The organism is Pseudomonas sp. FG98 (assembly GCF_057808595.1).
The window spans coordinates 26,683-53,672 of the sequence record NZ_JBMDIJ010000004.1 but is presented as its reverse complement, the minus strand read 5'-3'; the positions used below and the strand labels follow the sequence as shown (position 1 = coordinate 53,672).

The window sequence follows — 26,990 nt, the reverse complement described above, 5'->3', positions numbered from 1 at the left end:
GGGATTGGGGATTGCAGGCCAAGCTACGGAGAAAAATTAGAATCGGCACCCTAAAGGCGGGGCGCATTGCACACCCCGCCACGCGCAATTCAGGCCAGTGCCTTGTCCAGCGCCCGCTCGATCTCGCTCTTGATGGTGCCGCCCATCATCGACAGCATCATGCCCAGCTTCAGCTCGACGCGGATCACGTCGTCGCCGATCTCGACGCTGCCGTTGGCACCGCTGCGCTTGACCTCGACGCGGTCGCCCTTCCATTCGGCCTTCAGGTCGTACTCACGGGAGAGCTTGTCGACCAGAGCTTCGGCCTTCTGCCGGGCGGCGTCGCGGCCGAGGCTGTGTTTACGTTCAACGCTGATCTGGGTCATTCATGAGGTCCTGGCTGCAAGGGCATACTCGCGCATTATGCCCCCGCCTCCAGCCGCGACAACCCCGCCAAAGACAAATGCAGCCGCACGCCCTAGAATGGCGAGTAATTTTTCCCGGTGAAGCGATATGAACGAGCAGCGCAAAGGCGATAACGCCGAACCCACCACTCATTTCGGCTACAAGAGCGTCCCGGAAAGCCAGAAGGCCGACAAGGTCGCCGAGGTCTTCCACTCGGTCGCCGCCAAATACGACCTGATGAACGACGTGCTTTCCGGCGGCATGCACCGCCTGTGGAAACGCTTTGCCATCGAACTGTCCGGTGTGCGCAGCGGCAACCGGGTGCTGGACATCGCCGGCGGTACCGGCGACCTGACCCGCAAGTTCTCCCACCTGGTCGGCCCTACCGGCCAGGTCGTGCTCGCCGATATCAACGCCTCGATGCTCAAGGTCGGCCGTGACCGCCTGCTCGACCTGGGCGTGGCCGGCAACGTCGAGTTCGTCCAGGCCGACGCGGAAAAGCTGCCGTTCCCGGACAACCATTTCGACTGCGTGACCATCGCCTTCGGCCTGCGCAACGTCACCCACAAGGACGAAGCCCTGCGCTCCATGCTGCGCGTGCTCAAGCCCGGTGGCCGCCTGCTGGTGCTGGAGTTCTCCAAGCCGACCAGCAAGCTGATGTCCAAGGTCTACGACGCGTACTCCTTCGCCTTCATGCCACTGGCCGGCAAGCTGATCACCAACGACTCGGAAAGCTATCGCTACCTGGCCGAATCGATCCGCATGCACCCCGACCAGGAAACCCTCAAGGCCATGATGGTCGACGCCGGCTTCGACCGCGTCACCTACCACAACATGACCAACGGCATCGTCGCCCTGCACCGCGGTATCAAACCCTGATGCTCCTGGCCGGCCTTCTCGCCAGCGTCGAGCACGGCCTCAACCGTGTCCTGCGCCTGGACAGCACCGCGCTGCCGCGCCTGGCCCCGCTCGATGGCAAGGTGATTGCCATCGACTGCCGCCAGCCGGCCCTGCAACTGTTCATCCTGCCCAGCGACGAAGGCCTGCTGTTGGCCAGCCAGTGGGCCAATGCTCCCGACTGCACCCTGCGCGCCCCAGCCAGCAGCCTGGTGCAACTGACCCTCAGCCAGGACAAGACCGCCGTGCTGCACAGCCCGCAGGTCGAGCTGGATGGCGACAGCACGGTGCTGCTCGACCTGTTCGGCGTGCTCCAGGACCTGGAGCTGGACTGGGAGTACGAAGTCTCCCGCTGGCTCGGCCCGGTAGCCACGCAACTGCTCGGCAGCCACCTGCGCAGCCGCGCCAACTGGACCCGGCAGAGCCTGTCCAGCCTGGGCCGCACCGCCTCCGAGTACCTGGCCGAAGAGTCGCGGACCCTGGTGGGCCTGCGCGAAGCCGAAGCCCGCTTCGGCGAACTCGACACCCTCAAGCTCGACATTGAACGCCTCGAGGCGCGCATCGAGCGCCTTGCCCGATCCCTTGAATCCAGCGATAACGCATGAAGCTGCTCGCCGTCCGCCGTCTGTTGCGCATCCAGCGCGTCGTGATCCGCTACCGTCTCGATGACCTGCTGTTCGACCTGCCCCTGCCCTGGTGGCTGGCTTCGTTGCGGCTGCTCATGCCGTGGCGCTGGCTGCCCCGGAAAAAGCTCGACCTCAGCCGTGGCGCGCGCCTGCGCCTGGCTCTGCAGGACCTCGGGCCGATCTTCATCAAGTTCGGCCAGTTGCTCTCCACCCGCCGCGACCTGCTGCCGGCGGACATCGCCGACGAGCTGATGCTGCTGCAGGACCGCGTGCCACCTTTTGATCCACAAAAGGCCGTGGCCCTGATCGAGGAGCAGCTCGGTGCCAAGGTCGGCGAGATCTTCTCGCGCTTCGACGTCGAGCCACTGGCCTCGGCCTCGGTGGCCCAGGTGCATGCCGCACGCCTGAAGAGCGGCGAGGAAGTGGTGGTCAAGGTGGTGCGCCCAGGCCTCAAGCCGGTGATCGCCCAGGACCTGGCCTGGCTGTTCCTCATTGCCCGCGGCGCCGAGCGAGTGTCCGCCGATGCCCGCCTGCTGCACCCGGTGGACGTGGTCAGCGACTACGAGAAAACCATCTACGACGAGCTCGACCTGCTCCGCGAGGCGGCCAACGCCAGCCAGCTGCGGCGCAACTTCGAAGGCTCGGACATGATGTACGTGCCCCAGGTCTACTGGGACTGGTGCCGGCCCAAGGTACTGGTGATGGAGCGCATCTACGGCATCCAGGTCACCGACCTGGAAACCCTCGCCGATCAGCGCACCGACATGAAGATGCTGGCCGAGCGCGGCGTGGAGATCTTCTTCACCCAGGTGTTCCGCGACAGCTTCTTCCACGCCGACATGCACCCCGGCAACATCTTCGTCAGCACGGTCAAGCCGTGGAGCCCGCAGTACATCGCCATCGACTGCGGCATCGTCGGCAGCCTGACCCCGGAAGACCAGGACTACCTGGCGCGCAACCTGTTCGCCTTCTTCAAGCGCGATTACCGTCGCGTGGCGCAGTTGCACATCGATTCCGGCTGGGTGCCGGCGCAGACCAAGCTCAACGAATTCGAAGCGGCGATCCGCACCGTGTGCGAGCCGATATTCGAGAAACCGCTCAAGGACATCTCCTTCGGCCAGGTGCTGATGCGCCTGTTCCAGACCGCGCGGCGCTTCAACATGGAAGTCCAGCCGCAACTGGTGCTGTTGCAGAAGACCCTGCTGAACATCGAAGGCCTGGGCCGCCAGCTGTATCCGGACCTGGACCTGTGGAGCACAGCTCAGCCGTTCCTCGAACGCTGGATGCGCGACCGGGTCAGCCCCAAGACCCTGCTGCAGAACCTGCACAGCCAGGTAGAACAAGTCCCGCACCTGGCCAACATGACCCGCGACCTGCTCGAACGCATGTCGCAGCCGCACCTCAACGACCCGCCAGCGCCGTGGAAGCAGCAGGACCACTGGGCTCTGCGTCTGCTTGGCGCGGCCCTGCTGGGCGGTGGCGCGGTGCTTGCCACCGGTGCCGAACAGATCGCCGCCACCAGCGCCTGGCCCGCCTGGCTGATGCTGGCCGCCGGCCTTTATCTGGTGGTTCGCCGATAGCCAGCCGCGCCACCGACTGGCACACTAGCCGCCGGCATCGGCGCGGGGCCGTGGCCTGATTTGGGAGTCGAACATGAAAGACTGGCTGGACGAGATCAAGTGGGACAGCAACGGCCTGGTACCGGCCATCGCCCAGGACCACAAGACCGGGCGCGTGCTGATGATGGCCTGGATGAACCGTGAGTCCCTGGCCCTGACCGCCGCCGAGCAGCGCGCCATCTACTGGTCGCGCTCCCGTGGCAAACTGTGGCGCAAGGGCGAGGAGTCCGGCCACGTGCAGAAACTGCACGAGCTGCGCCTGGACTGCGACGCCGACGTGATCATCCTGATGGTCGAGCAACTGGGCCACATCGCCTGCCATACCGGCCGCGAAAGCTGCTTCTACCGCGTCTTCGAAGACGGCCAGTGGAAGATCGTCGACCCGGTCCTGAAGGACCCGAACGCCATCTACAACGCAGGACACTGAACATGAGCGACACCCTGGGCCGCCTGGCCGAAGTACTGGAAGCCCGCAAGGGCGCGGCCCCCGACAGCTCCTACGTGGCAAGCCTGTATCACAAGGGCCTGAACAAGATCCTGGAGAAGGTCGGCGAGGAGTCGGTCGAAACCATCATTGCCGCCAAGGACGCCGCCGTCAGCGGCGACTGCAGCGATGTCATCTATGAAACCGCCGACCTGTGGTTCCATAGCCTGGTCATGCTTTCAGCCCTGGGCCAGCACCCACAAGCGGTGCTGGACGAGCTGGAGCGCCGCTTCGGACTTTCGGGCCACGACGAAAAGGCCGCCCGCCAGCCATCGGCGTAACTGAATTCATTCGAGGAATTGCACCATGGGTATTTTTGACTGGAAACACTGGATCGTCCTGCTGGTCGTCGTGGTACTGGTGTTCGGCACCAAGAAGCTGAAGAACTTCGGCAGCGACCTGGGCGAGTCCATCAAGGGCTTCAAGAAGGCCATGAACGAAGACGAAAAACCGGCGGAGCCAACCGCTCCCACCGCGCAACCGTCCCAGCCGGTCCCACCGCAGTCCGCCCCGCTGAACCAGCCGCACACCTATGACGGCGAGGTCCAGAAGGTCCAGGAACCTGCAAGGAAAGAGTGATCCCATGTTCGGCATCAGCTTCAGCGAGTTGCTGCTCGTCGGCCTGGTCGCCCTGGTGGTGCTCGGTCCCGAGCGCCTGCCCGGCGCGGCCCGCACCGCCGGCCTGTGGATCGGCCGGCTCAAGCGCAGCTTCAATTCCATCAAGCAGGAAGTCGAACGCGAGATCGGCGCCGACGAGATTCGTCGGCAACTGCACAACGAGCACATTCTCTCGATGGAGCAGGAAGCCCGGCGCATCCTCAATCCGCAGAGCGTGACCCCGGACCCGGCCACCACGCCAGGCAGCCAGCCGATCGTCGAGCCCGCACCTGTGGCACAAACCACGCCAGTGCCGCCCGCCGCGCCTGACGCCGCACCGGTCACGCCGCCGCCCACCGAACCGAACCAACCGCCGCGAGCCCCATGAGCGAGATTCCGGAACACGACCAGCCGATGCCGCTGGTGTCGCACCTCACCGAACTGCGGACCCGCCTGCTGCGCTGCGTGGCGGCGGTCTTCCTGATCTTCGCCGGGCTGTTCTCCTTCGCCCAGCAGATCTACACCCTGGTCTCGGCGCCACTGCGCGCGCACCTGCCGGCCAACGCGACGATGATCGCCACCGACGTGGCCTCGCCGTTCCTCACGCCGTTCAAGCTGACCATGATCGTCTCGCTGTTCCTGGCGATCCCGTTCATCCTCTACCAGATCTGGGGCTTCATCGCGCCGGGGCTGTACCGCCATGAAAAGCGCGTGGCCATTCCCCTGCTGGTCTCCAGCATCCTGCTGTTCTACGCCGGCATGGCCTTCGCCTACTTCCTGGTGTTCCCGCTGATCTTCGGCTTCTTCGCCAGTGCCACCCCCGAGGGCGTGTCGATGATGACCGACATCGCCAGCTACCTCGACTTCGTCATGACCCTGTTCTTCGCCTTCGGCGTGGCCTTCGAGATTCCGGTGGCCGTGGTGCTGCTGGTGTGGATCGGCGTCGTGGACGTGCAGTACCTGCGCAAGATCCGCCCGTACGTGATCATCGGCTGCTTCGTGGTCGGCATGATCCTGACCCCGCCGGACATCTTCTCGCAGACCCTGCTGGCGGTGCCGATGTGGATGCTGTTCGAGATCGGCGTGCTGTTCGGCGGCCTGGTGCGCAAGCGCAGCCAGGAACACGACAGCGGCAACGACACCCCTGACGACCAGCCGCCAGCGACCCAGGCGTGAACCTGCTGCTGCTTGAGGAGGCCGACTTCATCGCGGCCGACCGTGCGGTCCTGAGCGACCGCCGCTTCACCCATATGCAGGAGATCCACCGCGTTGCGGTAGGTGACAGCCTGCGCGTCGGCCGCCTCGGCGGTCTGATGGGCCAGGCCCGGGTCGAACGTCTGGAAGGCCATGAGGCCGAGCTGTCACTGAGCTTCGACCAGGCCCCGCCAGCCAAGCTGCCGCTGACCCTGGTCCTCGCCCTGCCACGGCCGAAGATGCTCCGCCGGGTGTTCCAGACCATCGCCACCATGGGCGTGGCGAAGCTGGTGCTGGTCAACAGCTACCGGGTGGAAAAGAGCTTCTGGCAGACCCCCTTCCTCGACCCCGACAACATCCGCGAAAACCTTATCCTCGGCCTGGAACAGGCCCGCGATACGGTGCTGCCGGAAGTCATCATCGAGAAGCGCTTCAAGCCCTTCGTCGAAGACCGCCTGCCCGCCATCGCCGCCGGCACCCTCGGCCTGGTCGGCCACCCCGGTAACCACCCACCCTGCCCGCGTGGCGTCGACGAAGCGGTGACCCTGGCCATCGGTCCGGAAGGCGGCTGGATCCCCTACGAAGTCGATCTGCTGGGCAAGGCCGGACTCAACCCGGTGCAGCTTGGCGAGCGCATCCTGCGCGTGGAAACCGCTGTCACAGCGCTGCTGGCCCGGCTTTTCTGAGCCAATTCCCACACCGTCCATAAGACTATTGGCTACCTCTTTGGCCCCGGATTAGACGCATTTGTCATCTTCAGTTTTGTAGCGCCAGGCCGATTTAGGAAGACAGCATAAAAATATCTGCCACGCCTGACAGAACCGGAGTTACCGCATGTACCGTTGGATGGCCCAGCACCTGGGGAACGTGAGCGTCAACCGTAAATTGGGGATCGGCTTCAGCATCGTCCTGCTGCTGACACTGGTCATCACTTTCACCGGCTGGCAGGGTCTCGGCGGCGTCACCAGCCGGGGTGACAAGCTCGGCGAGATCTCCGAGGTGTACCAGGCCACCCAGACCCTGCGCATCGCCCGGCAGACCTACGAACACAATCGCGATGCCGCCTCCAGCGCCCTGGTGGAAAAGGCCCTGGCCTCGCTGGATACGACCCTGGAGAAGGTGCGCAAGCGCATCGACGAGCCCCAGGACAGCCAGCGTCTGACCCAGCAGAGCCAGGCGGTACGCGCCTATGAAAGCGCCTTCGCCGACATGAAGCGCGCCGCCGACGCCCGCGAAGCCGCCCGCGCCATCCTCGGCAGCAGCGCCGACAAGGCCGCTGCCCTGCTCGACCAGGTCCAGCAGGCGCTGCTGCAGAACGGCGATATCGTGGTGTTCAACAACGCGGTAGAGACGGCGAAGCTGCTGCAACAGGCGCGCTTCCAGGTCCGCGGCTACACCTACAGCGGCAAGGACGAATTCCAGGCCACCGCGCTGACTGCCATCGACCAGGCCCTGGCCCTGATCAAGGCGCTGCCGGACAAGGTCCCGGCGGAACACCACGGCAACCTGTCGGCCACCGCCGAGGCACTCAACGCCTATCGCGGCGCCGTGGTCCAGGTCGGCACGGCTCAGGAAGCCAGCGACAAGTCCCTGGCCGAGATGGGCAAGCTGGGCACCCGCCTGCTCGACCTGAGCATGGAGCTGACCCAATCGCAGACGCAGATCCGCGACAACGAATCCCAACACGCCAAATCCATGCTCGGCCTGGCCACCGTGCTTGCCCTGCTCTTCGGCATCATCGCCGCCTGGGCCATCACCCGGCAGATCGTCGTGCCGCTGCGCCACACCCTGACCGCCGTCGACCGCATCGCCGGTGGCGACCTCAGTCACGATCTGATCGACCAGCGCCGCGACGAACTGGGCCAGTTGCAACGCAGCATGCAGCGCATGACCGTCAGCCTGCGCGAGCTGATCGGCGGCATCGGCGATGGTGTCACCCAGATTGCCAGCGCCGCCGAAGAGCTGTCGGCGGTGACCGAGCAGACCAGCGCCGGGGTCAACAACCAGAAGGTCGAGACTGACCAGGTAGCCACCGCCATGAACGAAATGGCCGCCACCGTGCACGAAGTCGCGCGCAACGCCGAGGAAGCCTCGGAAGCGGCGAAGATGGCCGACAACCAGGCCCGCGAAGGCGATCGCGTGGTCGCCGAGGCGATTGCCCAGATCGAACGCCTGGCCAAGGAAGTGGGCAACTCCAGCGAGGCCATGGGCCGGCTCAAAGCCGAAAGCGACAAGATCGGCAGCGTGCTGGACGTGATCAAGTCAGTGGCCGAGCAGACCAACCTGCTGGCCCTCAACGCCGCCATCGAAGCAGCCAGGGCCGGTGAAGCCGGACGTGGCTTCGCCGTGGTCGCCGATGAAGTGCGCAGCCTGGCCCAGCGTACCCAGCAGTCCACCGAGGAAATCGAAGAGCTGATCGCCGGTCTGCAAAGCGGCACCCAGCAGGTGGCGGCGGTGATGGACAACAGCCGCAGCCTGACCGACAACAGCGTGCAACTGACCCGCAGTGCCGGGGTGTCGCTGGAGACCATCACCAAAACCGTGTCGTCGATCCAGTCGATGAACCAGCAGATTGCCGCAGCGGCAGAGCAGCAGAGTGCGGTGGCGGAAGAGATCAACCGCAGCGTGATGAACGTGCGGGATGTGTCGGACCAGACGGCGTCGGCGAGTGAGGAAACGGCGGCGTCCAGTGTTGAGCTGGCGCGGCTGGGGACGCATTTGCAGGGGCTGGTGTCGCGCTTCCGTCTGTAGCTTCAGGTTGTCCTTGAGGGCCTCATCGCTGGCAAGCCAGCACCCACAATGCAGTCACTGTGGGAGCTGGCTTGCCAGCGATAGGGCCTGGAAGATCAATGAAGCTTAAAGAACCTGACGCAGGAAAGCCTGTGCCCGCAGGTCCTTCGGCGCCGTGAAGAACTGCTCCGGCGGCGAGTCTTCCAGCAACTTGCCGTGATCGAAGAACAGCACCCGATCCGCCACTTCCCGGGCAAAGCCCATTTCGTGGGTGACGCAGACCATGGTCATGCCTTCCTGGGCCAGGGTCTTCATCACATCCAGCACCTCGCCGACCATCTCCGGGTCGAGCGCCGAGGTCGGTTCGTCGAACAGCATCACCTTCGGTTCCATCGCCAACGCCCGGGCAATCGCCACGCGCTGTTGCTGACCGCCGGAGAGCCGCGACGGATACTCGTTGGCCTTCTGCCCGATCCCCACCTTCTCCAGCAACGCCTTGGCCTTGGCCTCGCGCTCGGCCTTGCCGCGCTTGCGCACGACCTTCTGCGCCAGGCAAAGGTTTTCCAGCACGGTCATGTGCGGGAACAGGTTGAAGTGCTGGAACACCATGCCGACTTCACGGCGATAGGCGTTGATGTCGGTCTTCGGGTCAGCCAGTTGCAGGCCGTCGATGGCAACGCTGCCGGAGTCGAAGGATTCCAGGCCGTTGAGGCAACGCAGGAAGGTCGACTTGCCCGAGCCCGACGGGCCGAGCACCACCAGCACTTCGCCACGGGCGACCTGGGTGGTGACGTTATCCACAGCCCGCACCACCATGCCGCGGGTGTCGAAGACTTTGGTCAGATCACGGACTTCAATCACTTTGCGCAAGCCTCCGCTCGAGCCGGCTGGCGATTTGCGACAGCGGCAGGTTGATCAGCAGGTACAAGCCAGCGACACAGAACCAGATCTCGAAGGTGGAGAACGAGGTGGTAATCGCTTCGCGGCCGCTCTTGGTCAGCTCGGTGATGGCGATCACCGAGACCAGCGAGGTGTCCTTGACCAGGCTGATGAACTGCCCGGCCAGTGGCGGCAGCACGCGCTTGAAGGCCTGCGGCAGGATCACATGGCGCATCGACTGCGAGGCGTTCAGGCCCAGGGAGCGGGCCGCCTCGTTCTGGCCCTTGGCGATGGACTGCACGCCGGCACGGACGATCTCGGCCACGTAGGCGCCGGTGAACAGCGCCAGCGCCGCCACCCCGGCGAACTCCCGGGACAGGTTGAGCACGGTACCGATGAAGAAATAGAAGATGAAGATCTGCACCAGCAGCGGCGTGCCGCGCACCAGTTCGACGTAGACGGTGGACAGGTCGCGCAGGGTCGGGTTGCTGGACAACCGGCACAGCCCGGCGAACAGGCCGATCACCAGGCCGGCGATACCCGAGGCCACGGAGATCCAGATGGTGGTCCACAGGCCCCAGGCCAGCGGGCCGGCGGCCCAGTGGTGGGTCAGGCCGATGACATCGCCTTCGGCCACGTCGTCGCCCTGGGACAGCTGCACGCTGGCCTGATCAACTTCCAGCACCTGGTCGTTGCCGTCTTCATCACGCAGGGTCACCACGGCGGTGTCGCCCTTGCGCACGATCTCCTGCACGGTGCCGTAGCCAGCGGCGCGGTGGGCTTCTTCGGCCTGGTAGGCGAAGTACTGCGGCACACGGTTCCAGCGCCACTCGTAGGAAATCATCGAGGTGGCGAAATACAGACTCAGCGCCAGTCCGACCAGGACCAGCGCGGTCAGCCCGTGCCAGGGCCACTGGGCTTTCTTGTGTTTGATCACGTTGCGGGTTCCGTAAATGCGAACGCGCAGGACAAGCCTGCGCGTCGGGTTTCAAGCCTGGGCGTGGCGCCTGGGCCTTATTCCATGTCCTTCAGCCAGTCGGTCTTCTTGAACCACTTGTCGTGGATTCGATCGTAGGTGCCGTCGTGCTTGATCTGGTGCAGGAAGTTGTTGATGAAGTTGATGCTGTCGTAGTCGCCTTTCTTCAGGCCGAAGGCCAGCGGCTCGTAGGTGAACGGCTTGTCCAGGTAGACCAGCTTGCCTGCACCGACCTTGGTCAGGGCGACGACGTTGTACGGGGCGTCGTAGACGAAGGCATCGGCCTTGCCGTTGACCACGTCGAGCACACCTTCCTGCTCGTTGTCGTAGCCGTGGTACTGGGCCTTGCTGATCATTTTCTTGGCCATCATCTCGCCGGTGGTGCCCAGCTTGGAGGTCAGGCGGTATTCGGCGCTGTTCAGGTCCTTGTACGACTTGACCTTGCCCTCCAGTTCCTTGCGGATCAGCAGGGTCTGGCCAACGACGATGAAGGGCTCGCTGAAGTTCAGCTTCAGGTTGCGTTCCTGGGTCAGGGTCATGCCGCTGCCGATCATGTCGAACTTGTTGGTCATCAGGGCCGGGATGATGCCGTCGTAGGCGGTGGAGACCAGCTCCAGCTTGACGCCCATGGACTTGGCCATGGCCTTGAGGATGTCCACTTCGAAGCCGATGATCTCGCCACGCTTGTTGGTCATCTCGAAGGGCATGTAGGTCGGGTCCATGCCCACGCGCAGGGTGCCGCGCTTGACCGCGTCATCGATCACGCCGGCCTGGGCCGAGCACACCGCCACGGTGGCCGCGACGCCGGCCAGCAGCATCGACAGAGACTTCTTGAACATCACCACTTCCCCCAAACAAGAGAACCCACGAATTTTATTGTGTGCGCGAAAAGTCCTACAGACGTCGCGCCATAGTCGGGGTGGGATGCTAACGCATGAGCGGCACGGGACCTAGCGCCCGTGAAGACTTTGTTACTTATTGATACCAGAAAATGACAACGGGGCGACGAATGTCGCCCCGTTGCGGGTCAGGCGTTGGCCAGGGCCGGCTGGGGTGCCGGCTCCGGATGCAGCGGCAGCAGTGGCGAGTGCGGATCGTTGGCGATCGACTTGCGCCAGACCTGCAGCCAGGCCGAGTTCTCCTCGGCCCAGACCTGGTCGTGCAGACGGGCCAGGGCCACCGGATCGCTGAGCAGTGCCAGGCGGGTATTGCCGTCCAGCCCGGACGGGCCGACCTCCAGGGCCTTGGCGATGCGCTCGGCACGCAGCGCTTCGATCGGCTCGGCGATACCGTGGCGGGCAGTGGCCAGGGCGCAGGCCAGGGCGTTTTGCTTCGGATCGACCACCGCGCGGACGAAGCCGTCGCGCAGCGCGTGCCAGCGGTTCTCGTGGGTGTACTGGTCGGTAGACAGCAGTTCCTGCGGCGTCGAGTACTCCTCGGGGATCAGGAACAGCTTCTCGTCCTTGGCGCGCAGGCCCAGGTTGACCCGGCTGGAGATCACCGACACCGGGATCGACAGGGTCAGCGAACCAACGATCGGCACCAGCCACCACAGGAAGCTCGGGTTCAGCCAGGCCACCAGCAGCGCCCAGGCCACACCCAGCAGGGTCTGCGGGCCATGGCGACGGACCGCTTCGCTCCACGGGGTGGAGTCGTCGTCACGCTGCGGCGAGTTCCAGGTCGCGGCCCAGCCGAGGAAGGCGGCCAGGACGAAACGGGTGTGGAAGATCATCCGCACCGGCGCCAGCAGCATGGAGAACAGCATCTCCAGGAGCATCGACATCGTGACCTTGATCCGGCCGCCGTACTCTTTCGCGCCCTTGGCCCAGATCAGGATGACGCTGAGCAGCTTGGGCAGGAACAGCAGCACGATGGTGGTGGAGAACAGCGCGATGGCTTTTTCCGGGTGCCACTGCGGCCACAGCGGGTACAACTGCCGTGGTTCGAGAAAGTACTGCGGCTCCATCAGGGTGTTGGTCGCCAGCAACGCCGTCGACAGCACCAGGAAGAAGAACCACAACGGCGCCGACAGGTAGGACATCACCCCGGTGAGGAACACCGCGCGGTGCACCGGGTGCATGCCCTTGACCAGGAACAGGCGGAAGTTCATCAGGTTGCCGTGGCACCAGCGACGGTCGCGCTTGAGCTCGTCGAGCAGGTTCGGCGGCAGTTCTTCGTAGCTGCCCGGCAGGTCGTAGGCGATCCACACGCCCCAGCCGGCACGACGCATCAGCGCGGCTTCGACGAAGTCGTGGGAGAGGATCGCACCGGCGAAGGCGCCCTTGCCCGGCAACGGCGCCAGGGCGCAATGCTCGATGAAGGGTTTCATGCGGATGATCGCGTTGTGACCCCAGTAGTGCGACTCGCCCAGCTGCCAGAAGTGCAGGCCGGCGGTGAACAGCGGGCCGTAGACGCGGGTGGCGAACTGCTGCATGCGCGCATACAGGGTGTCCATGCCCGAAGCCTTCGGCGCGGTCTGGATGATCCCGGCATCCGGGTTGGCTTCCATCAGGCGCACCAGGCTGGTGAGGCATTCGCCGCTCATCACGCTGTCGGCGTCGAGTACCACCATGTAGCGGTAGTCCCCCCCCCAACGACGGCAGAAGTCGTCGAGGTTGCCGCTCTTGCGTTTCACGCGGCGACGGCGGCGACGGTAGAAGATCCGCCCGAAGCCGTTGGTTTCGCGGCAGACGTCCAGCCAGGCCTGTTGCTCGGCGACGGCGATGTCGGTGTCGTTGGTGTCGCTGAGGACGAAGAAGTCGAAGCGGTCGAGGTCACCGGTGGCGGCAACCGACTCGAAGGTGGCGCGCAAGCCGGCGAACACCCGCGGTACGTCTTCGTTGCAGATCGGCATGACCAGGGCGGTGCGAGCGCCCTTCTCGATCGGCTCGTTGCCGGCGCTGCTTCCGGAGATCCGGTATTTGTCGCGCCCGGTGAGCAGTTCGAGGAAGCCCATCAAGGCGGTCCAGAAACCTGCCGAGACCCAGCAGAAAAGGATGCCGAAGAGGATCAGGATGGTGGTCTGCAGCGCATACGGCCAGACCTGGGTAGCGGTCTGCAGCAGCGGTTGGTGCATCACCTCTTCGAGGTCGACGAAGGACCAGCCCTGGTACGGCAGGATGCCTTTCATGTACCAACCGGCGACCAGGGTCTGGCCGATCATCAGGGCCAGCAGGATATAGCGGCGCATCGAGCCGACCCAGCGCCAGCGCGCGGCCGGCAGCTCGCGTTTTTCCGGAGCCGGCGCGTTGGTGCGCCCGGTCAGCCGGCGCCAGCCGCGAATCAGGATGTTGGTCCGCCATGGTTCGGGAACGACCCGGGTGCGACGGATCGGCGGGGTCGCCTTGAGGCAGACCCGGCCGCGGGCGTCGAGGCCGAGCATCTCGGCCTCTTCCATATCGGCAGCCGTGAGCAGATTCAGCCGGCTGCCCACCGAACCCTGGGTGGGCTCGGCATCGGCAGTGGCTGGCTGCGCCGACAGGCGCTGGTGCAACTCGCTGAACGAGTTGCAGCTGGCGAGTTCCGCCCGCTGCTCGTCGCTCAGTGGTAGGTGGGCCAGATATTCGCCAAGCGACTCCGGCCGTGCTGAAGAGTTACTCATCGGCAGGCAACTGATAGCTCCAGGTCTCGGTCAGCACCTGTTCGGTGGTGGCCGGGGCCTCGGTGGTGGGCGCCGCTTCGGCGGCAGGCTGCTCGGCAGGTTGCTCGGCCTTCGCGGTTTTTGCCGCGGCCTTGTCATGCTTCGCAGGTTTTTCCTGTTTCTTCGGCTCTTCCTGCTTTTCAGGCTTGGCCGGCTCGACCGGCACATCGCGAACCAGGGCAGCGCGCATTTCCACGGCCTTGCCCGGATCCTTGACCTTCATCCGCAGGGTCAGGCGCCAGCCCTTGATTTCAGGGTTGTAGCGCAGGTTGTTTTCCACCAGCTCGGCATTGTCGTCCAGGCTGACCTGGCTGCGTACCGGGGTGTCTTCCGCCAGCTTGGCCAGCGCCGGGCCTTCGAAGTCGACCAGGAAGGCCACGCTGCCGTCAGGCTGGCGAATCAGGTTGGATTGCTTGACGTCGCCGGTGGAGCGCATGGTCTGCTTGACCCAGCCTAGTTCAGGCGAGTGGAAAGCGTCTTCGTCCATGGTCCAGTGCAGGCGGTATTCGTAGTCGATCGAGGTGCCTGGCTCCGGCAGTTTCTCCGGGCTCCAGAAGGCCACGATGTTGTCGTTGGTCTCGTCGGCGGTCGGGATCTCGACCAGGTCGACGGTGCCCTTGCCCCAGTCGCCCTTCGGCTCGATCCAGGTGCTTGGACGCTTCTGGTAGTTGTCATCCAGGTCTTCGAAGTAGCTGAACGCGCGGTTGCGCTGCAGCAGACCGAAGCCGCGCGGGTTTTCCACGCTGAAGTTGCTCACGGCCAGGTGTTTCGGGTTGTTCAGCGGACGCCACAGCCATTCGCCGTTGCCGGCGTGGATCGACAGGCCTTCGGAGTCGTGCAGCGAAGGACGGTAGTTCGGCACGCGGGACGGCTGGTTGGCGCCGAACAGGTACATGCTGGTCAGCGGGGCGATGCCCAGGCGGCTGACGTGGTCACGCAGGAAGACTTTCGACTGCACGTCGACGATGGTGTCCGAACCCGGACGCAGGATCAGCTTGTAGGCGCCGGTGGAGCGTGGCGAATCCAGCAGGGCGTAGATCACCAGGTGCTTGTCGCCGACGTTCGGGCGCTCGACCCAGAACTCGGTGAAGCGCGGGAACTCTTCGCCGGACGGCAGCGCGGTGTCGATCGCCAGGCCACGGGCCGACAGGCCGTACACCTGGCCCTTGCCGACCACGCGGAAGTAGCTGGCGCCGAGCAGGGTCATGATTTCGTCCTGCTTGTCCGCCTTGTTGATCGGATAGAGGACGCGGAAACCGGCGTAGCCGAGCTTTTCGGTGGCCTTGGCGTCGAACTGCAGGTCGCCGAAGTCGAAGCGGCTCGGGTCGTACTTGATCTCTTCGACGGTGGTGGCGGTGACTTCGTTGATTTTCACCGGTGTGTCGAAGTGCATGCCCTGGTGATAGAAGGACAGCTCGAACGGGGTTTTCTCCCCGGCCCACTCGGCTTTTTCAGCGCGGAAGCGGATCTTCTGGTAGTCGGCGAACTTCATGTCGCGGAACACGGCAGGCAGATTGCTTTTCGGTGCTTCGTATTTCTGTCCGGCCAGGTCCTTCGCCTTGGCCGCCACGTCGTCAAGGTTGAACGCCCAGAGCTGGCCGGAGCCGAGCAGGCACATCAGTGCCGAACCCGCGATCAGGGCCTTGCGCAGCCGGCTGGCAGGCATTCTTGAAGCATTAAAGGGACTTACAATCACGAGCAACCCTCGCCGAATACAGATCTAAAGAACCAACGGCCAGCGACACATGCCGGGTTGGCGAGCACTGTTCGGACTCCGAAAGGGCGCAATGATTCCCCAAACGGTTCCGGACAGTTCTCGAGTCAGAGTGAAACAGGCCGTCGAACGCCGGCCCACGTAGCGCGCGATTATCTAGCAGGCTGCGTTACAACGCATCAGGGCCAGCGAACTATTTTTGCTGTGAAACCCCTTGTTTTCCTGCAAACAGGGGGATTTTTGCCTTCATATTTGTAACATAAATGTTACCGGGCCATCATTGACCAGGTGAACCTGCATGTCGGCACCGAAGCGACCACTGCCGACAGTCCCGTGCTTGAGCCTCGCCTGGGCCAGCAGGTAGTCGAACAATTCGGCGCCGAGGGCCGGCGGCGCAGCGGTGGAGAAGCTCGGACGCAGGCCGCTGCGGGTGTCGGCGGCCAGGGTGAACTGGGACACCAGCAGCAGGCCGCCGTCGATGTCCTTGAGCGACAGGTTCATCTTGCCCTGTGGATCGCTGAAGACCCGGTAATTGAGCAATTTGTGCAGGAGCTTGTCGGCGTGTTCCGGGGTGTCGCCGGGTTCCACCGCGACCAGCACCATCAGGCCCTGGTCGATGGATCCGACGATTTCCCCCTCCACTTCCACGCGCGCGCCACGCACGCGTTGCAGCAACCCCTTCATGCTTCGTCCAGAGGCAGATCGAGCAGGCGTCGGGCCATCTGGTCGGCGGCGCGCACCAGGGCGTCGGTGATGCCCGGCTCCGAGGCTGCGTGGCCAGCATCGCGAATCACCTTGAGTTCGCTGTTCGGCCAGGCCTGGTGCAGTTCCCAGGCGTTGTCCAGCGGGCAGATCACGTCATAGCGGCCATGCACGATCACCGCCGGCAGGTGGGCGATCTTCGGCATGTCGCGGATCAGCTGGTTGTCTTCGAGGAAGGCGTTGTTGACGAAGTAGTGGCATTCGATGCGGGCGATCGACAGCGCGCGCTGCGGCTCGGAGAAGCGGTCGACCACCAGCGGGTTCGGGCGCAGGGTCGCGGTGCGGCCCTCCCAGGTGGACCAGGCCTTGGCCGCGTGCATCTGGGCGATCTGGTCGTTGCCGGTCAGGCGCTTGTGGAAGGCCTGGACCAGGTTGTCGCGTTCCTCAGGCGGGATCGGTGCGATGTAGTCCTGCCAGTAATCAGGGAACAGGCGGCTGGCGCCACCGGTCTGGTAGAACCACTCGATCTCCTGCGGACGGCAGAGGAAGATGCCGCGCAGGATCAGGCCATGGACGCGCTCGGGATGGGTCTGGGCGTAGGCCAGGGCCAGGGTCGAACCCCAGGAGCCGCCGAACAGCACCCACTTGTCGATGCCGAGGTGCTTGCGGATGCGTTCGAGGTCTTCGACCAGGTGCCAGGTGGTGTTGTTTTCCAGGCTGGCATGGGGGGTGGAACGGCCGCAGCCGCGCTGGTCGAAGGTGATGATGCGGTAGACGGTGGGGTCGAAATAGCAGCGGCTCTGGGCATCGCAACCGGCGCCAGGGCCACCGTGGATGAACACCACCGGCAGACCTTCCGGGGAACCACTTTCATCGACGTACAGTACATGCGGTGCTTCGACTGCCAGATCGTGCCGGGCGTAGGGTTTGATCTGTGGGTACAAGGTCTGCATTACGCACTCCGTGTGGGAATTATTCTGCCGTGGGGCATCATAAACCCGAATTGCGCTTTGAGCATGCCCCGTTGGGTCAAGTGTTCTTCAGGTAGTTGGAGGGTGAGGCTGATGGCCCTATCGCCGGCAACGCCGGCTCCCACAGGTATCGTGTGCACCGCAAACCCTGTGGGAGCTGGCGTTGCCAGCGATGACGTCAGCGATATCGCCGCTGAGCCCAGGCCAGAACCTCTTCCAGCATCCCCCGCAACACCACCTGGGTAGGCTCCGCCAGGTCAGGCCGGTAGGTGAACGGCTCCACCTCCTCCATATAAGTACTCTGTGCCAGCTCCAGCTGCACCGCATGAATGTCGTTGGCCGGGTCGCCGTAATGCCGGGTGATATGCCCGCCCTTGAAACGCCCGTTCAGCACGTGGCTGTAATTTCCAGCCTTGGCGCACACCGTTTTCAGCCTTTCGGCCAGCTCCGGATCGCAACTGGCGCCATTGAAGGTACCCAGGTTGAAGTCCGGCAGCTTGCCGTCGAACAGGTGCGGCACATGGGAACGGATCGAGTGGGCATCCCACAGCAGCGCGTAGCCGAATTCCGCCTTGAGCCGCGCCAGTTCGTTGCGCAGGGCGTCGTGGTACGGCCGCCAGATGCCATCGAGATAACCGGCCCGCTCTTCGGCCGACGGCACCTTGCCGTCCTCGAACAACGGTTCGCCATCGAACAGCGTCGCCGGGAACAGCCCGGTGGTGGCGCCGGCATATAAAGGCTGGTCATCCTCGGGCCGGTTCAGGTCGATGACGAAGCGCGAATACTCCGCCGCCACCACGCTGGCGCCCATCTCGCGGACGAAGTCATACAGCCGGGGAATGTGCCAGTCGGTATCCGGCAGGCTGCGCGCCGCCGGGACCAGGCCATCGCGCACCGTGGGCGTCAGTTGCAGACCGGCGTGGGGCATGCTGACCAGCAGCGGCAGCCGGCCCTGGTGAAAACTCACAACCTTTTCCATCTTCGTGCCTCAATCAGTCAGTTCGACGCCGTGGCGCACCACGCGTTTGTCCAGCTCGCCACCCAACCAGTAGGCCAGGTCGGCCGGTCGCTCGATGTCCCAGGCGACGAAGTCGGCGACCTTGCCCGCCTCCAGCGAACCATGGCTATCGCCCAGGCCCAGGGCCGTGGCGGCATGCAGGGTGACGCCGGCCAGGGCTTCTTCCGGGGTCATGCGGAACAGGGTGCAAGCCATGTTCAGCATCAGCCGCAACGACAGCGCCGGCGAGGTGCCGGGGTTAAGGTCGCTGGCGATGGCGATCTTCACCCCGTGCTTGCGCAGGGCATCCATCGGCGGCAGTTGCGTCTCGCGCAGGTAATAGAAGGCGCCAGGCAGCAGCACGGCGACGGTGCCGGCGGCGGCCATGGCAATGGCGTCGTCCTCGGTCATGAACTCCAGGTGGTCGGCGGACAATCCGTGATAACGCGCCGCCAAGCTGGAACCGGCCAGGGACGACAACTGCTCGGCATGCAGCTTGACCGGCAGGCCCAGTTCCCGGGCCTTGATGAACACCCGCTCGACCTGCGCCGGGGAAAACGCCAGGTACTCGCAGAAGGCATCCACCGCATCCACCAGACCCTCGGCGGCCAGGGCCGGGAGCATCACTTCGCAGATGTGAGTGATGTAGTCGTCGCTGCGCTCCTTGTATTCCGGCGGCAACGCGTGGGCCGCCAGGCAGGTGGCGCGCACGGTGAGCGGCAGGGTTTCACCGAGACGCCGGGCGACCTTGAGCATCTTGCGCTCGTTGTCCAGGTCCAGCCCGTAGCCGGACTTGATCTCCAGGGTGGTCACGCCGTCGCGCATCAGCGCCCGTACCCGGCGCAGGGCGCTGGCGTACAGCTCATCCTCGCTGGCCGCGCGGGTAGCGCGCACGGTGCTGGCGATGCCGCCGCCCTGGGCGGCGATCTCGGCGTAGCTGACGCCCTGCAGGCGCTGCTCGAACTCGCCGCTGCGGTTACCGCCGAACACTGTGTGGGTGTGGCAATCGATCAGCCCCGGGGTGACCCAGGCACCGCCCAGGTCGACCCGCTGCTCGACGGCGATATCCGGCACCGAGCCGCGCGGGCCGATCCAGTCGATCCGCCCGGCGCTGGTGATGATCGCCGCATCCTCGATGATCGAGTAGCTGCCGTTGGCCATGCTCGCCACATGGCAGTGCTGCCAGAGGGTTTTCATCGGCACTCTCCGTCAGCCCAGGCTCGGCAGCACGCCGCCCGGCAGCAGGCCGGTCAACCGGCCCTCGGCCAGCAGCTCCACGGCAATTTCGATATCCGGGGCGAAGAAGCGGTCCTTGTCGTAATGCGGCACGCGATCACGCAGGGTCTTGCGTGCCTGTTCCAGCTTGGCCGAGGTCTTCAGGCCGGTACGCAGGTCGAGGCCCTGGCAGGCGCCGAGCCATTCGATGGCGAGGATGCCGCGGGTGTTCTCGGCCATCTCCCACAGGCGCTTGCCAGCAGCCGGGGCCATGGACACGTGGTCTTCCTGGTTGGCCGAGGTCGGCAGGCTGTCGACGCTGTGCGGATGGGACAGCGCCTTGTTCTCGCTGGCCAGGGCGGCGGCGGTGACCTGGGCGATCATGAAGCCGGAGTTGACCCCGCCGTTTTCCACAAGGAACGGCGGCAGTTGCGACATGTGCTTGTCCATCATCAGCGAGATGCGCCGCTCGCTCAGCGAACCGATCTCGGCAATGGCCAGGGCCATGTTGTCGGCGGCCATGGCCACCGGCTCGGCGTGGAAGTTGCCGCCGGAGATCACGTCGCCCTGCTCGGCGAATACCAGCGGGTTATCGGACACGGCGTTGGCCTCGACCACCAGCACCTCGGCAGCCTGGCGCAACTGGGTCAGGCAGGCGCCCATGACCTGTGGCTGGCAGCGCAGGGAGTACGGGTCCTGGACCTTGCCGCAATGCTCGTGGGAGGCCGACACCTCGCTGCCCTCGGCAAGCAGGTCACGGTAGCAGGCCGCCGCGTCGATCTGCCCGCGCTGGCCGCGGGCGGCGTGGATACGGGCATCGAACGGCGAGCGTGAGCCGAGCACGGCTTCGACAGTCAGGCCGCCACAGGCGATGGCGGCGGCAAACAGGTCCTCGGCTTCGAACAGGCCACGCAGGGCGTAGGCGGTCGAGGCCTGGGTGCCGTTGAGCAACGCCAGTCCTTCCTTGGCCGCCAGAGTCAGCGGCTTGAGACCGGCCACAGCCAGAGCGTCGACAGCCGACAGCCATTCGCCCTTGTGCCGCGCCTTGCCTTCGCCCAACAGGACCAGCGACATATGCGCCAGCGGCGCCAGGTCGCCGGATGCGCCCACCGAGCCTTTCAACGGAATGTGTGGATAAACCTCGGCGTTGACCAGGGCGATCAGCGCATCGATGACCACGCGGCGAATGCCGGAGAAGCCCCGGCTCAGGCTGTTGATCTTCAGCACCATGATCAACCGCACCATGGCGTCGTCCAGCGGCGCGCCGATACCGGCGGCGTGGGACAGCACCAGCGAGCGCTGCAGGTTTTCCAGGTCGTGGCTGGCGATGCGGGTCGAGGCCAGCAGGCCGAAACCGGTGTTGATGCCATAGGCGGTGCGGTCTTCGGCGAGGATCTGCTCGACGCAGGCGACACTGGCGTCGATCTGCGCCGCTGCGCTGGCGACCAGGCTCAGGCGCGCCGGGGTCTTATAGATGCCGCGCAGTTCGGCGAGGCTGACCTGGCCGGGAATCAGGTTGAAGACTTGCATATTCAGGCTCCTTGTATGAGGTCACAGCAGGGTCGGCAGCACGTGCCGGGGCCCCTGCGGTTGTTTGAGCAACGCGGCCGCGCGGGCGATGTCCGGCGCCAGCCAGCGATCCTGCTGGTAGGCCGGGACCTGTTCGCGCAGCAACTGCCAGGCGCGTTGGGTACCGGCGCCAAAGCGCTGCTCCTTGAGAAATTCGAAGGCCTGGGCCGCCAGCAGGTACTCGATGGCGAGGATCTGCGTGCAGTTTTCCAGGGCCCGGTGCAGCTTGAGCGCGGCGCTGGTGCCGAGGCTCAGGTGATCTTCCTGCAGGCCGGAGGTGACGAAGTTATCCACAACCGCCGGCTGGGCCAGTTGGCGGTTTTCCGCGCATAGCGAGGCAGCGACGTACTGCACGATCATCATTCCGGAGTTGACCCCCGGCTCGCTGACCAGGAACGCCGGCAGGCCGCTGACATGCGGGTTGACCAGGCGATCCAGGCGGCGCTCGGCGATCGAACCGGTCTCGGCGATGGCGATCGCCAGCAGGTCGGCGGCCATGGCCACGGACTGGCCGTGGGGGTTGGCCTGGGACATCACCCGGAAATCCTCCGGAGTGCCCAGCAGCAGCGGGTTGTCGGTGGCGGAGTTGAGTTCGGTCTCGATCTGCCTGGCCGCGTGGGCCAACTGGTCACGGGCCGCTCCGTGAACCTGCGGAATGGAACGGATGCTCAGGGCGTCCTGGGTGCGGATGCCCTTGCTGATGGCGATCACTTCGCTGCCGTCGAGCAAGGCGCGCAGGTTGGCGCCAACCTGCTGCATGCCCGGATGAGGCTTCAACGCGATGATCTCGGCATCGAACGCGGCGATCTGCCCGCGCAGGGCCTCGAAGCTCATGGCCGAGACGATATCGGCCCAATGCAGCAGGTGCGTGGCGTCGGCCAGGGCCAGGCAGCTGAGGCCGGTCATGCACGGCGTGCCGTTGACCAGGCACAGGCCGTCCTTCGCCCCCAGCACCACCGGTTTCAGGCCTTCTGCGGCCAGGGCTTCGGCGGCTTCGACCACCCGCCCGCGATAGCTGACCTTGCCCACCCCGAGCAGGCAGATACCGACGTGAGCCATATGGGTCAGGTAGCCCACCGACCCCTGGGACGGCACCTGCGGGGTGATCCCGCGCTCCAGCAGGGCCAGGAGCATTTCCACCACCGGCCGCTGGATCCCCGACTTGCCGTGGCTGTAGTTGACGATGGCGGCGCAGATGATCGCCCGGGTCTGCTCGTCGGCCAGCACCGGCCCCACGCCACAGGCGTGGCTGAGCAAGGTGTTGCTCGACAGCCGGCTCAGTTGCTCGCCCTCCAGCGCCACGTTGCACAGCGCGCCGAGGCCGGTATTCACGCCATAGGCACGCTCGCCGCTGTCGACGATGCGGCGGACGATGGCCTGGGCATTCTCGATCCGCGCCCAGGCGCTGTACGACAGGCTCAGGCTGGCACCGTGGCGGGCCACGGCGACGATGTCCTGCCAACGCAACGGGGCGTCGGCGATCACCACTTGTTCCACTGGCTGCATGGCGGTCCTCATACGGTGGCGGCGCGGCGCTGGACGAAGCGGTCGACGTATTCGTCGGCCGGCGAATGGAGGATCTCCCGCGGCGTGCCGACCTGGATCAGGCGGCCGTCCTTGAGGATCGCGATGCGGTTGCCGATGCGCACGGCTTCATCGAGGTCATGGGTGATGAAGACGATGGTCTTGTTCAGGGTCTTTTGCAGTTCCAGCAACTGGTCCTGCATTTCCGCGCGGATCAGCGGGTCGAGGGCGCTGAAGGCTTCGTCCATCAGGATGATGTCGGTGTCCGCCGCCAGGGCCCGGGCCAGGCCGACGCGCTGACGCATGCCGCCGGAAAGCTGGTGCGGGTAGGACTTCTCGTAGCCCTTCAGGCCGACGGTGGTGATCCAGTGCTGGGCGCGCTCGGCGCACAGTTGCTTGCTCTCGCCACGCACCTTGAGGCCGTAGGCGACGTTCTCCAGCACGGTCTTGTGCGGCAGCAGGCCGAAGCTCTGGAACACCATGCTGATCTTGCGCCGGCGGAATTGGCGCAGGGCTTCCATGTCGTACTGCAGGATGTCTTCGCCATCCACCAGGATCGCCCCGCTGGTGGGGTCGATCAGGCGGTTGAAGTGGCGCACCAGGGTCGACTTGCCGGAACCGGACAGGCCCATGATGACGAAGATCTCGCCAGCGCCGATGGACAGCGACAGGTCGTTGACCCCCACCACGCAGCCGGTCTTGGCCAGCACCTGCTCCTTGCTGTGCGACTCGCCGATCAGTTTCAGCGCTTCCGCAGAGCGCTCGCCGAAGATCTTGAAGACATTCTTCACTTCGATCTTGTTCATCGCCGCCGTACTCATTTGCTCACCTCATGCCGCGCCCGGCCGTAGGCCTGGGTAATGCGGTCGATCACCACCGCGAGAATCACGATTGCCAGCCCGGCTTCCAGGCCGCGACCGACGTTCAGGGTCTGGATGCCCACCAGCACGTCCTCGCCCAGGCCACGGGCGCCGATCATCGAGGCGATCACCACCATCGACAGGGCCATCATGGTGGTCTGGTTGATCCCGGCCATGATGCTCGGCAGGGCCAGCGGCAACTGGACGCCGAACAGCTGCTGCCAGCGATTGGCGCCAAAAGCGTTGATCGCTTCCATGACCTCGCCGTCGACCTGGCGGATGCCCAGGTCGGTCAGGCGGATCAGCGGCGGCGCGGCGTAGATCACCGTGGCGAAGATCGCCGGCACCTTGCCCAGGCCGAACAGCATCAGCACCGGGATCAGGTACACGAAGCTGGGCATGGTCTGCATGATGTCGAGCAGCGGCATGAGGATCGAGCGCAGGCGGTCGCTGCGTGCCGAAAGGATCCCCAGGGGGATGCCGATCAGCACCGAGATCAGCGTCGCCACCAGCATCAGCGCCAGGGTCTGCATGAGCTTGTCCCACAGTCCCACCGCGCCGACCAGGAACAGCAGGCCGACGATTACCAGGGTCGGCAGCGCGCGACGGGTGGCATGCCAGGCGATACCGGCGACGATCGCCAGCATCAGCCACCAGGGCGTGGCCCGCAGCAGGCCTTCGAGGTTGACGATGGCCCACAGCAGGGTGTCGGAGATCTGCCGGAACACATCACCGTAGTTGGTCACCAGGGCGTCGACCCAGCCGTTGACCCAGTCGGCGATGGAGAAGGTAAATTTTTCGGGGAACATAGGGTTCACTCGTCAGGTAGATAGAAACTCAGAGCGCGGCGTCGATCTTCTTCGCGGCGTCTTCGCTGACCCAGGTGTGCCAGATTTCAGGATGTTCCTTGAGGAAGGCTTTCGCCAGCTTCGGCGACTCGATGCGCTCCTTGGTCATGCGAGCAAGGTTCTGGTTGAGCACGTCGATCGGCAGGTTGACCTTCTCCAGCACCGCCACCAGTTCCGGAGCGCCCTCGTGGAACGCCTTGGACAGGCCGACCTTGATGCTGACGCTCTTGTCGACGCCCGGCTTTTCATCCAGCTTGACCAGGTCGACCTGGCCCATCAGCGGGGTCGGGGTCCAGTAGTAGAAGAGGATCGGTTCGCCGCGCTTGTAGCTCGACAGCACCGCTGCATCCAGGGCCGGGCCGGTGCCAGGACGGAAGTTGGTGTAGCTGCTTTCCAGGCCGTAGTCCTTGAGCATTTCGGTGTTGTCCAGCTCGCAGGTCCAGCCGGCCGGGCAGTTGTAGAAACGGCCCTTGGACGGCTCTTCCGGGTCCTTGAAGATCGCCGCGTACTGGCCCAGGTCAGCGATGGCCTTGAGGTTCGGCGCCTTGGCTTCCAGCTTGCGCTTGGCGTCGCCCTCGATCACGTAGCGCGGCACGTACCAGCCTTCTACCGCGCCCACTACCGGGGCGCCGACACCGACCACCTTGCCGGCCGCCTCGGCCTTCTTCCACACCTCGCTGCGACCCACCCACTCTTCGGCGAAGACCTGGATGTCATTGGTGCCCAAGGCGTTTTCCATGGTGATGGAGTTGCCCGGCAGGCTGTCGGTCTCGCAGCCGTAGCCATTTTTCAGGACGAACTGCATGACGTCGGTCAGCAGCATGCCGCTTTCCCAGTTCAATCCGGCGAACTTCACCGGCTTGCCACTCTCGCACCAACCGGCGGCCTGGGCCGATGCCATGGTGCCGCCCAACAGGCTGGCGGACAGGAACAGGCCCAGCAGCGACTTCTTGGTGTTGTTCATCTGATGCTCCTAAACATGAATGAGGTTGGGCAGTGAAAGGGCCGCGTCGTCGACAACCGGCGCGACCATGCCGGTCTGTTCAGTTACCGGCCGGCAGGATCAGCCGGTCCGGAACCGCCCGGGTAACGCGTCGGGCGACCAGGTAATAGAGAACGGCCGGAACCACGAGGCCGATGATCCAGGAGATATCCACCCCACCCAGGGCCTCCACCAGCGGACCGGTGTAGAACTTGGTGGAGATGAAGGGTAGCTGCACCAGCACGCCGATCACGTAGACGCTGATCCCGGCGATGTTCCAGCGTCCGTAGCGACCGTTGGGGTCGGCCAGGGCCGGCACGTCGTAGTGCTCACGGGTGATGCAGTAGTAGTCCACCAGGTTGACCGCGCTCCACGGGGTGAAGAAGGCCAGCAGGAAGAGGATGAAAGACTTGAATGCACCGAGAAACGAATGCTGGCCGAGCAGCGCGATCAGGGTCGCGGCGCCGACGATCAGCAGGACGAACACCAGGCGTTGCAGGCGCGACACTTCGAGGTGCCCGCGGAAACCGCTGATTACCGTGGCGATGCACATGAAGCTGCCGTAGGAGTTCAGGGTGGAAATGGTCACCTTGCCGAAGGCAATGGTGAAGTACAGCAAGGCGGCGGTAGCGCCGCTGCCACCGAGGCCGACGATATAGGCCACTTCGCGACCGGCGAACTGACCGTTGGCCATGGCCGCGGCGAACACGCCGAGGATCATCGCCACCTGGGCACCGATCACCGAACCGGCCCCGACGGCGAGGAAGGTTTTCAGCGACGAGGTACGGCTCGGCAGGTAGCGCGAATAGTCGGCGACATAGGGCCCGAAGGCGATCTGCCAGGACGCCGCCAGGGACACCGCGAGCAGGAAGCTGCTCCAGCTGAAGTGACGGATTTCCAGGAGCGCGCCGACATCGGTCTGCCCCAGCAGCCGGCTGAACAGGTAGAAGAAGGCGATCACCCCGATGACGCTGGCGATGCGGCCGATCACATGGATCACCCGGTAGCCGAGCACGGTGACCAGCACGATGACGCTGGCGAAGATCAGGATGCCGACGCTGTCGCTGACGCCGAAGAGTTGCCCCAGCGCCTGCCCGGACAGCACCGTGCCGGTGGCGGTGAAGCCCAGGTACATCAGGCACACCAGGACGATCGGGATGGCCGCGCCATACACGCCGAACTGCACGCGGCTGGAAATCATCTGCGGCAGGCCCAGCTTCGGCCCTTGTGCGGCGTGCAGGGCCATGACCCCACCACCGAGCAACTGGCCGATGAGCAGGCCGATCAGCGACCAGAACACGTCGCCGCCCAGCACCACGGCCAGGGCGCCGGTGACGATGGCGGTGATCTGCAGGTTGGCGCCCAGCCAGAGGGTGAACTGGCTGTACAGTTTGCCGTGGCGTTCGGCTTCGGGAATGTAGTTGATCGACCGCCGCTCGATCAGGGGTTTGGAGCTATCAGTGGCCTGGGACATCGTTGTTGTTCTCCCGGGGGATCTTGTCATGTCAAAGCACGGCTACACGGACCGGGCTGCCACGCCACGCGACATGGCAGCCCCCTCCCTGGTCCCGGCGGCGCACCG

26 protein-coding genes and 1 pseudogene are annotated in these 26,990 nt (G+C 65.0%); 11 read left to right on the top strand and 16 right to left on the bottom strand.

Annotation, left to right across the window (positions count from 1 at the left end; translation table 11 throughout):
* Positions 1-89 precede the first annotated feature (89 nt).
* On the bottom strand, positions 90-365 hold the full coding sequence (locus tag ACODSK_RS04250) for a polyhydroxyalkanoic acid system family protein (RefSeq protein WP_489014105.1): 276 nt from the start codon (positions 363-365) through the stop codon (positions 90-92).
* A 127-nt stretch (positions 366-492) separates the two neighbouring features.
* On the opposite strand from ACODSK_RS04250, the gene ubiE reads away from it, so the two are divergent.
* The 11 genes and pseudogenes from ubiE (at position 493) to ACODSK_RS04195 (ending at position 8,552) form a co-directional block, all read left to right on the top strand.
* Complete coding sequence (gene ubiE, locus ACODSK_RS04245; RefSeq protein WP_330076054.1) at positions 493-1,263, top strand: bifunctional demethylmenaquinone methyltransferase/2-methoxy-6-polyprenyl-1,4-benzoquinol methylase UbiE; 771 nt, start codon at positions 493-495, stop codon at positions 1,261-1,263.
* A complete protein-coding gene (locus tag ACODSK_RS04240; protein ID WP_489014104.1) occupies positions 1,263-1,886 on the top strand; it encodes a ubiquinone biosynthesis accessory factor UbiJ in 624 nt (207 codons plus the stop codon). Before ubiE ends, ACODSK_RS04240 begins: the two co-directional genes overlap by 1 nt.
* Complete coding sequence (gene ubiB, locus ACODSK_RS04235) at positions 1,883-3,487, top strand: ubiquinone biosynthesis regulatory protein kinase UbiB (protein WP_489014103.1); 1,605 nt, start codon at positions 1,883-1,885, stop codon at positions 3,485-3,487. Before ACODSK_RS04240 ends, ubiB begins: the two co-directional genes overlap by 4 nt.
* A 73-nt stretch (positions 3,488-3,560) precedes the next feature.
* Positions 3,561-3,953, top strand: coding sequence for a phosphoribosyl-AMP cyclohydrolase (gene hisI, locus ACODSK_RS04230; protein ID WP_330076051.1), 393 nt, complete (start codon positions 3,561-3,563; stop codon positions 3,951-3,953).
* A 2-nt stretch (positions 3,954-3,955) separates the two neighbouring features.
* Positions 3,956-4,291 (top strand): phosphoribosyl-ATP diphosphatase, encoded by a 336-nt coding sequence (locus ACODSK_RS04225; RefSeq protein WP_489014102.1) that lies wholly within the window; start codon positions 3,956-3,958, stop codon positions 4,289-4,291.
* 25 nt (positions 4,292-4,316) lie between these two features.
* A complete protein-coding gene (locus ACODSK_RS04220) occupies positions 4,317-4,589 on the top strand; it encodes a twin-arginine translocase TatA/TatE family subunit (protein ID WP_330076049.1) in 273 nt (90 codons plus the stop codon).
* 4 nt (positions 4,590-4,593) lie between these two features.
* Positions 4,594-4,995 (top strand): Sec-independent protein translocase protein TatB, encoded by a 402-nt coding sequence (gene tatB, locus ACODSK_RS04215; protein WP_489014101.1) that lies wholly within the window; start codon positions 4,594-4,596, stop codon positions 4,993-4,995.
* Positions 4,992-5,783 (top strand): twin-arginine translocase subunit TatC, encoded by a 792-nt coding sequence (tatC, locus tag ACODSK_RS04210; RefSeq protein WP_489014100.1) that lies wholly within the window; start codon positions 4,992-4,994, stop codon positions 5,781-5,783. The genes tatB and tatC overlap by 4 nt, the downstream gene beginning before the upstream one ends.
* On the top strand, positions 5,780-6,487 hold the full coding sequence (locus ACODSK_RS04205) for a 16S rRNA (uracil(1498)-N(3))-methyltransferase (RefSeq protein WP_489014099.1): 708 nt from the start codon (positions 5,780-5,782) through the stop codon (positions 6,485-6,487). Before tatC ends, ACODSK_RS04205 begins: the two co-directional genes overlap by 4 nt.
* A gap of 148 nt (positions 6,488-6,635) precedes the next feature.
* Positions 6,636-7,697, top strand: a pseudogene (locus ACODSK_RS04200) (methyl-accepting chemotaxis protein); the annotation flags it as partial.
* A complete protein-coding gene (locus tag ACODSK_RS04195; RefSeq protein WP_489014285.1) occupies positions 7,680-8,552 on the top strand; it encodes a methyl-accepting chemotaxis protein in 873 nt (290 codons plus the stop codon). The pseudogene ACODSK_RS04200 and the gene ACODSK_RS04195, both read left to right, overlap by 18 nt.
* A gap of 105 nt (positions 8,553-8,657) precedes the next feature.
* On the opposite strand, the gene ACODSK_RS04190 is transcribed toward ACODSK_RS04195, so the two are convergent.
* The 15 genes from ACODSK_RS04190 to ACODSK_RS04120 form a co-directional block, all read right to left on the bottom strand.
* Positions 8,658-9,392, bottom strand: a complete 735-nt coding sequence (locus ACODSK_RS04190) for an amino acid ABC transporter ATP-binding protein (RefSeq protein WP_489014283.1) — start codon at positions 9,390-9,392, stop codon at positions 8,658-8,660.
* Positions 9,385-10,347, bottom strand: a complete 963-nt coding sequence (locus tag ACODSK_RS04185; RefSeq protein ID WP_489014098.1) for an amino acid ABC transporter permease — start codon at positions 10,345-10,347, stop codon at positions 9,385-9,387. The genes ACODSK_RS04190 and ACODSK_RS04185 overlap by 8 nt, the downstream gene beginning before the upstream one ends.
* Positions 10,348-10,424: 77 nt before the next feature.
* On the bottom strand, positions 10,425-11,225 hold the full coding sequence (locus ACODSK_RS04180; RefSeq protein ID WP_489014097.1) for a transporter substrate-binding domain-containing protein: 801 nt from the start codon (positions 11,223-11,225) through the stop codon (positions 10,425-10,427).
* A gap of 188 nt (positions 11,226-11,413) precedes the next feature.
* Entirely contained in the window at positions 11,414-13,987 is a 2,574-nt protein-coding gene (mdoH, locus tag ACODSK_RS04175) for a glucans biosynthesis glucosyltransferase MdoH (protein ID WP_489014096.1), read from the bottom strand.
* Positions 13,980-15,722: a glucan biosynthesis protein G gene (locus ACODSK_RS04170; RefSeq protein WP_489014095.1), complete on the bottom strand. Its 1,743-nt coding sequence runs from the start codon at positions 15,720-15,722 to the stop codon at positions 13,980-13,982. The genes mdoH and ACODSK_RS04170 overlap by 8 nt, the downstream gene beginning before the upstream one ends.
* Positions 15,723-15,986: 264 nt before the next feature.
* Positions 15,987-16,424 (bottom strand): D-aminoacyl-tRNA deacylase, encoded by a 438-nt coding sequence (gene dtd / locus ACODSK_RS04165; protein ID WP_075804885.1) that lies wholly within the window; start codon positions 16,422-16,424, stop codon positions 15,987-15,989.
* A complete protein-coding gene (pip, locus tag ACODSK_RS04160; protein ID WP_489014094.1) occupies positions 16,421-17,395 on the bottom strand; it encodes a prolyl aminopeptidase in 975 nt (324 codons plus the stop codon). Before pip ends, dtd begins: the two co-directional genes overlap by 4 nt.
* Positions 17,396-17,591: 196 nt before the next feature.
* A complete protein-coding gene (hutG, locus tag ACODSK_RS04155) occupies positions 17,592-18,392 on the bottom strand; it encodes an N-formylglutamate deformylase (protein WP_489014093.1) in 801 nt (266 codons plus the stop codon).
* A gap of 9 nt (positions 18,393-18,401) precedes the next feature.
* Entirely contained in the window at positions 18,402-19,607 is a 1,206-nt protein-coding gene (gene hutI / locus ACODSK_RS04150; protein ID WP_489014092.1) for an imidazolonepropionase, read from the bottom strand.
* 12 nt (positions 19,608-19,619) lie between these two features.
* Entirely contained in the window at positions 19,620-21,155 is a 1,536-nt protein-coding gene (gene hutH, locus ACODSK_RS04145; protein WP_489014091.1) for a histidine ammonia-lyase, read from the bottom strand.
* Positions 21,156-21,176: 21 nt separating this feature from the next.
* Positions 21,177-22,700 (bottom strand): histidine ammonia-lyase, encoded by a 1,524-nt coding sequence (gene hutH / locus ACODSK_RS04140; protein WP_489014090.1) that lies wholly within the window; start codon positions 22,698-22,700, stop codon positions 21,177-21,179.
* An 8-nt stretch (positions 22,701-22,708) separates the two neighbouring features.
* Positions 22,709-23,539: a quaternary amine ABC transporter ATP-binding protein gene (locus ACODSK_RS04135; RefSeq protein WP_489014089.1), complete on the bottom strand. Its 831-nt coding sequence runs from the start codon at positions 23,537-23,539 to the stop codon at positions 22,709-22,711.
* Positions 23,536-24,387, bottom strand: coding sequence for an ABC transporter permease (locus ACODSK_RS04130; protein WP_489014087.1), 852 nt, complete (start codon positions 24,385-24,387; stop codon positions 23,536-23,538). Before ACODSK_RS04130 ends, ACODSK_RS04135 begins: the two co-directional genes overlap by 4 nt.
* A gap of 28 nt (positions 24,388-24,415) precedes the next feature.
* Positions 24,416-25,390, bottom strand: coding sequence for an ABC transporter substrate-binding protein (locus tag ACODSK_RS04125; RefSeq protein WP_489014086.1), 975 nt, complete (start codon positions 25,388-25,390; stop codon positions 24,416-24,418).
* A gap of 79 nt (positions 25,391-25,469) precedes the next feature.
* Positions 25,470-26,882: a purine-cytosine permease family protein gene (locus ACODSK_RS04120; RefSeq protein ID WP_489014085.1), complete on the bottom strand. Its 1,413-nt coding sequence runs from the start codon at positions 26,880-26,882 to the stop codon at positions 25,470-25,472.
* Positions 26,883-26,990: the final 108 nt, after the last annotated feature.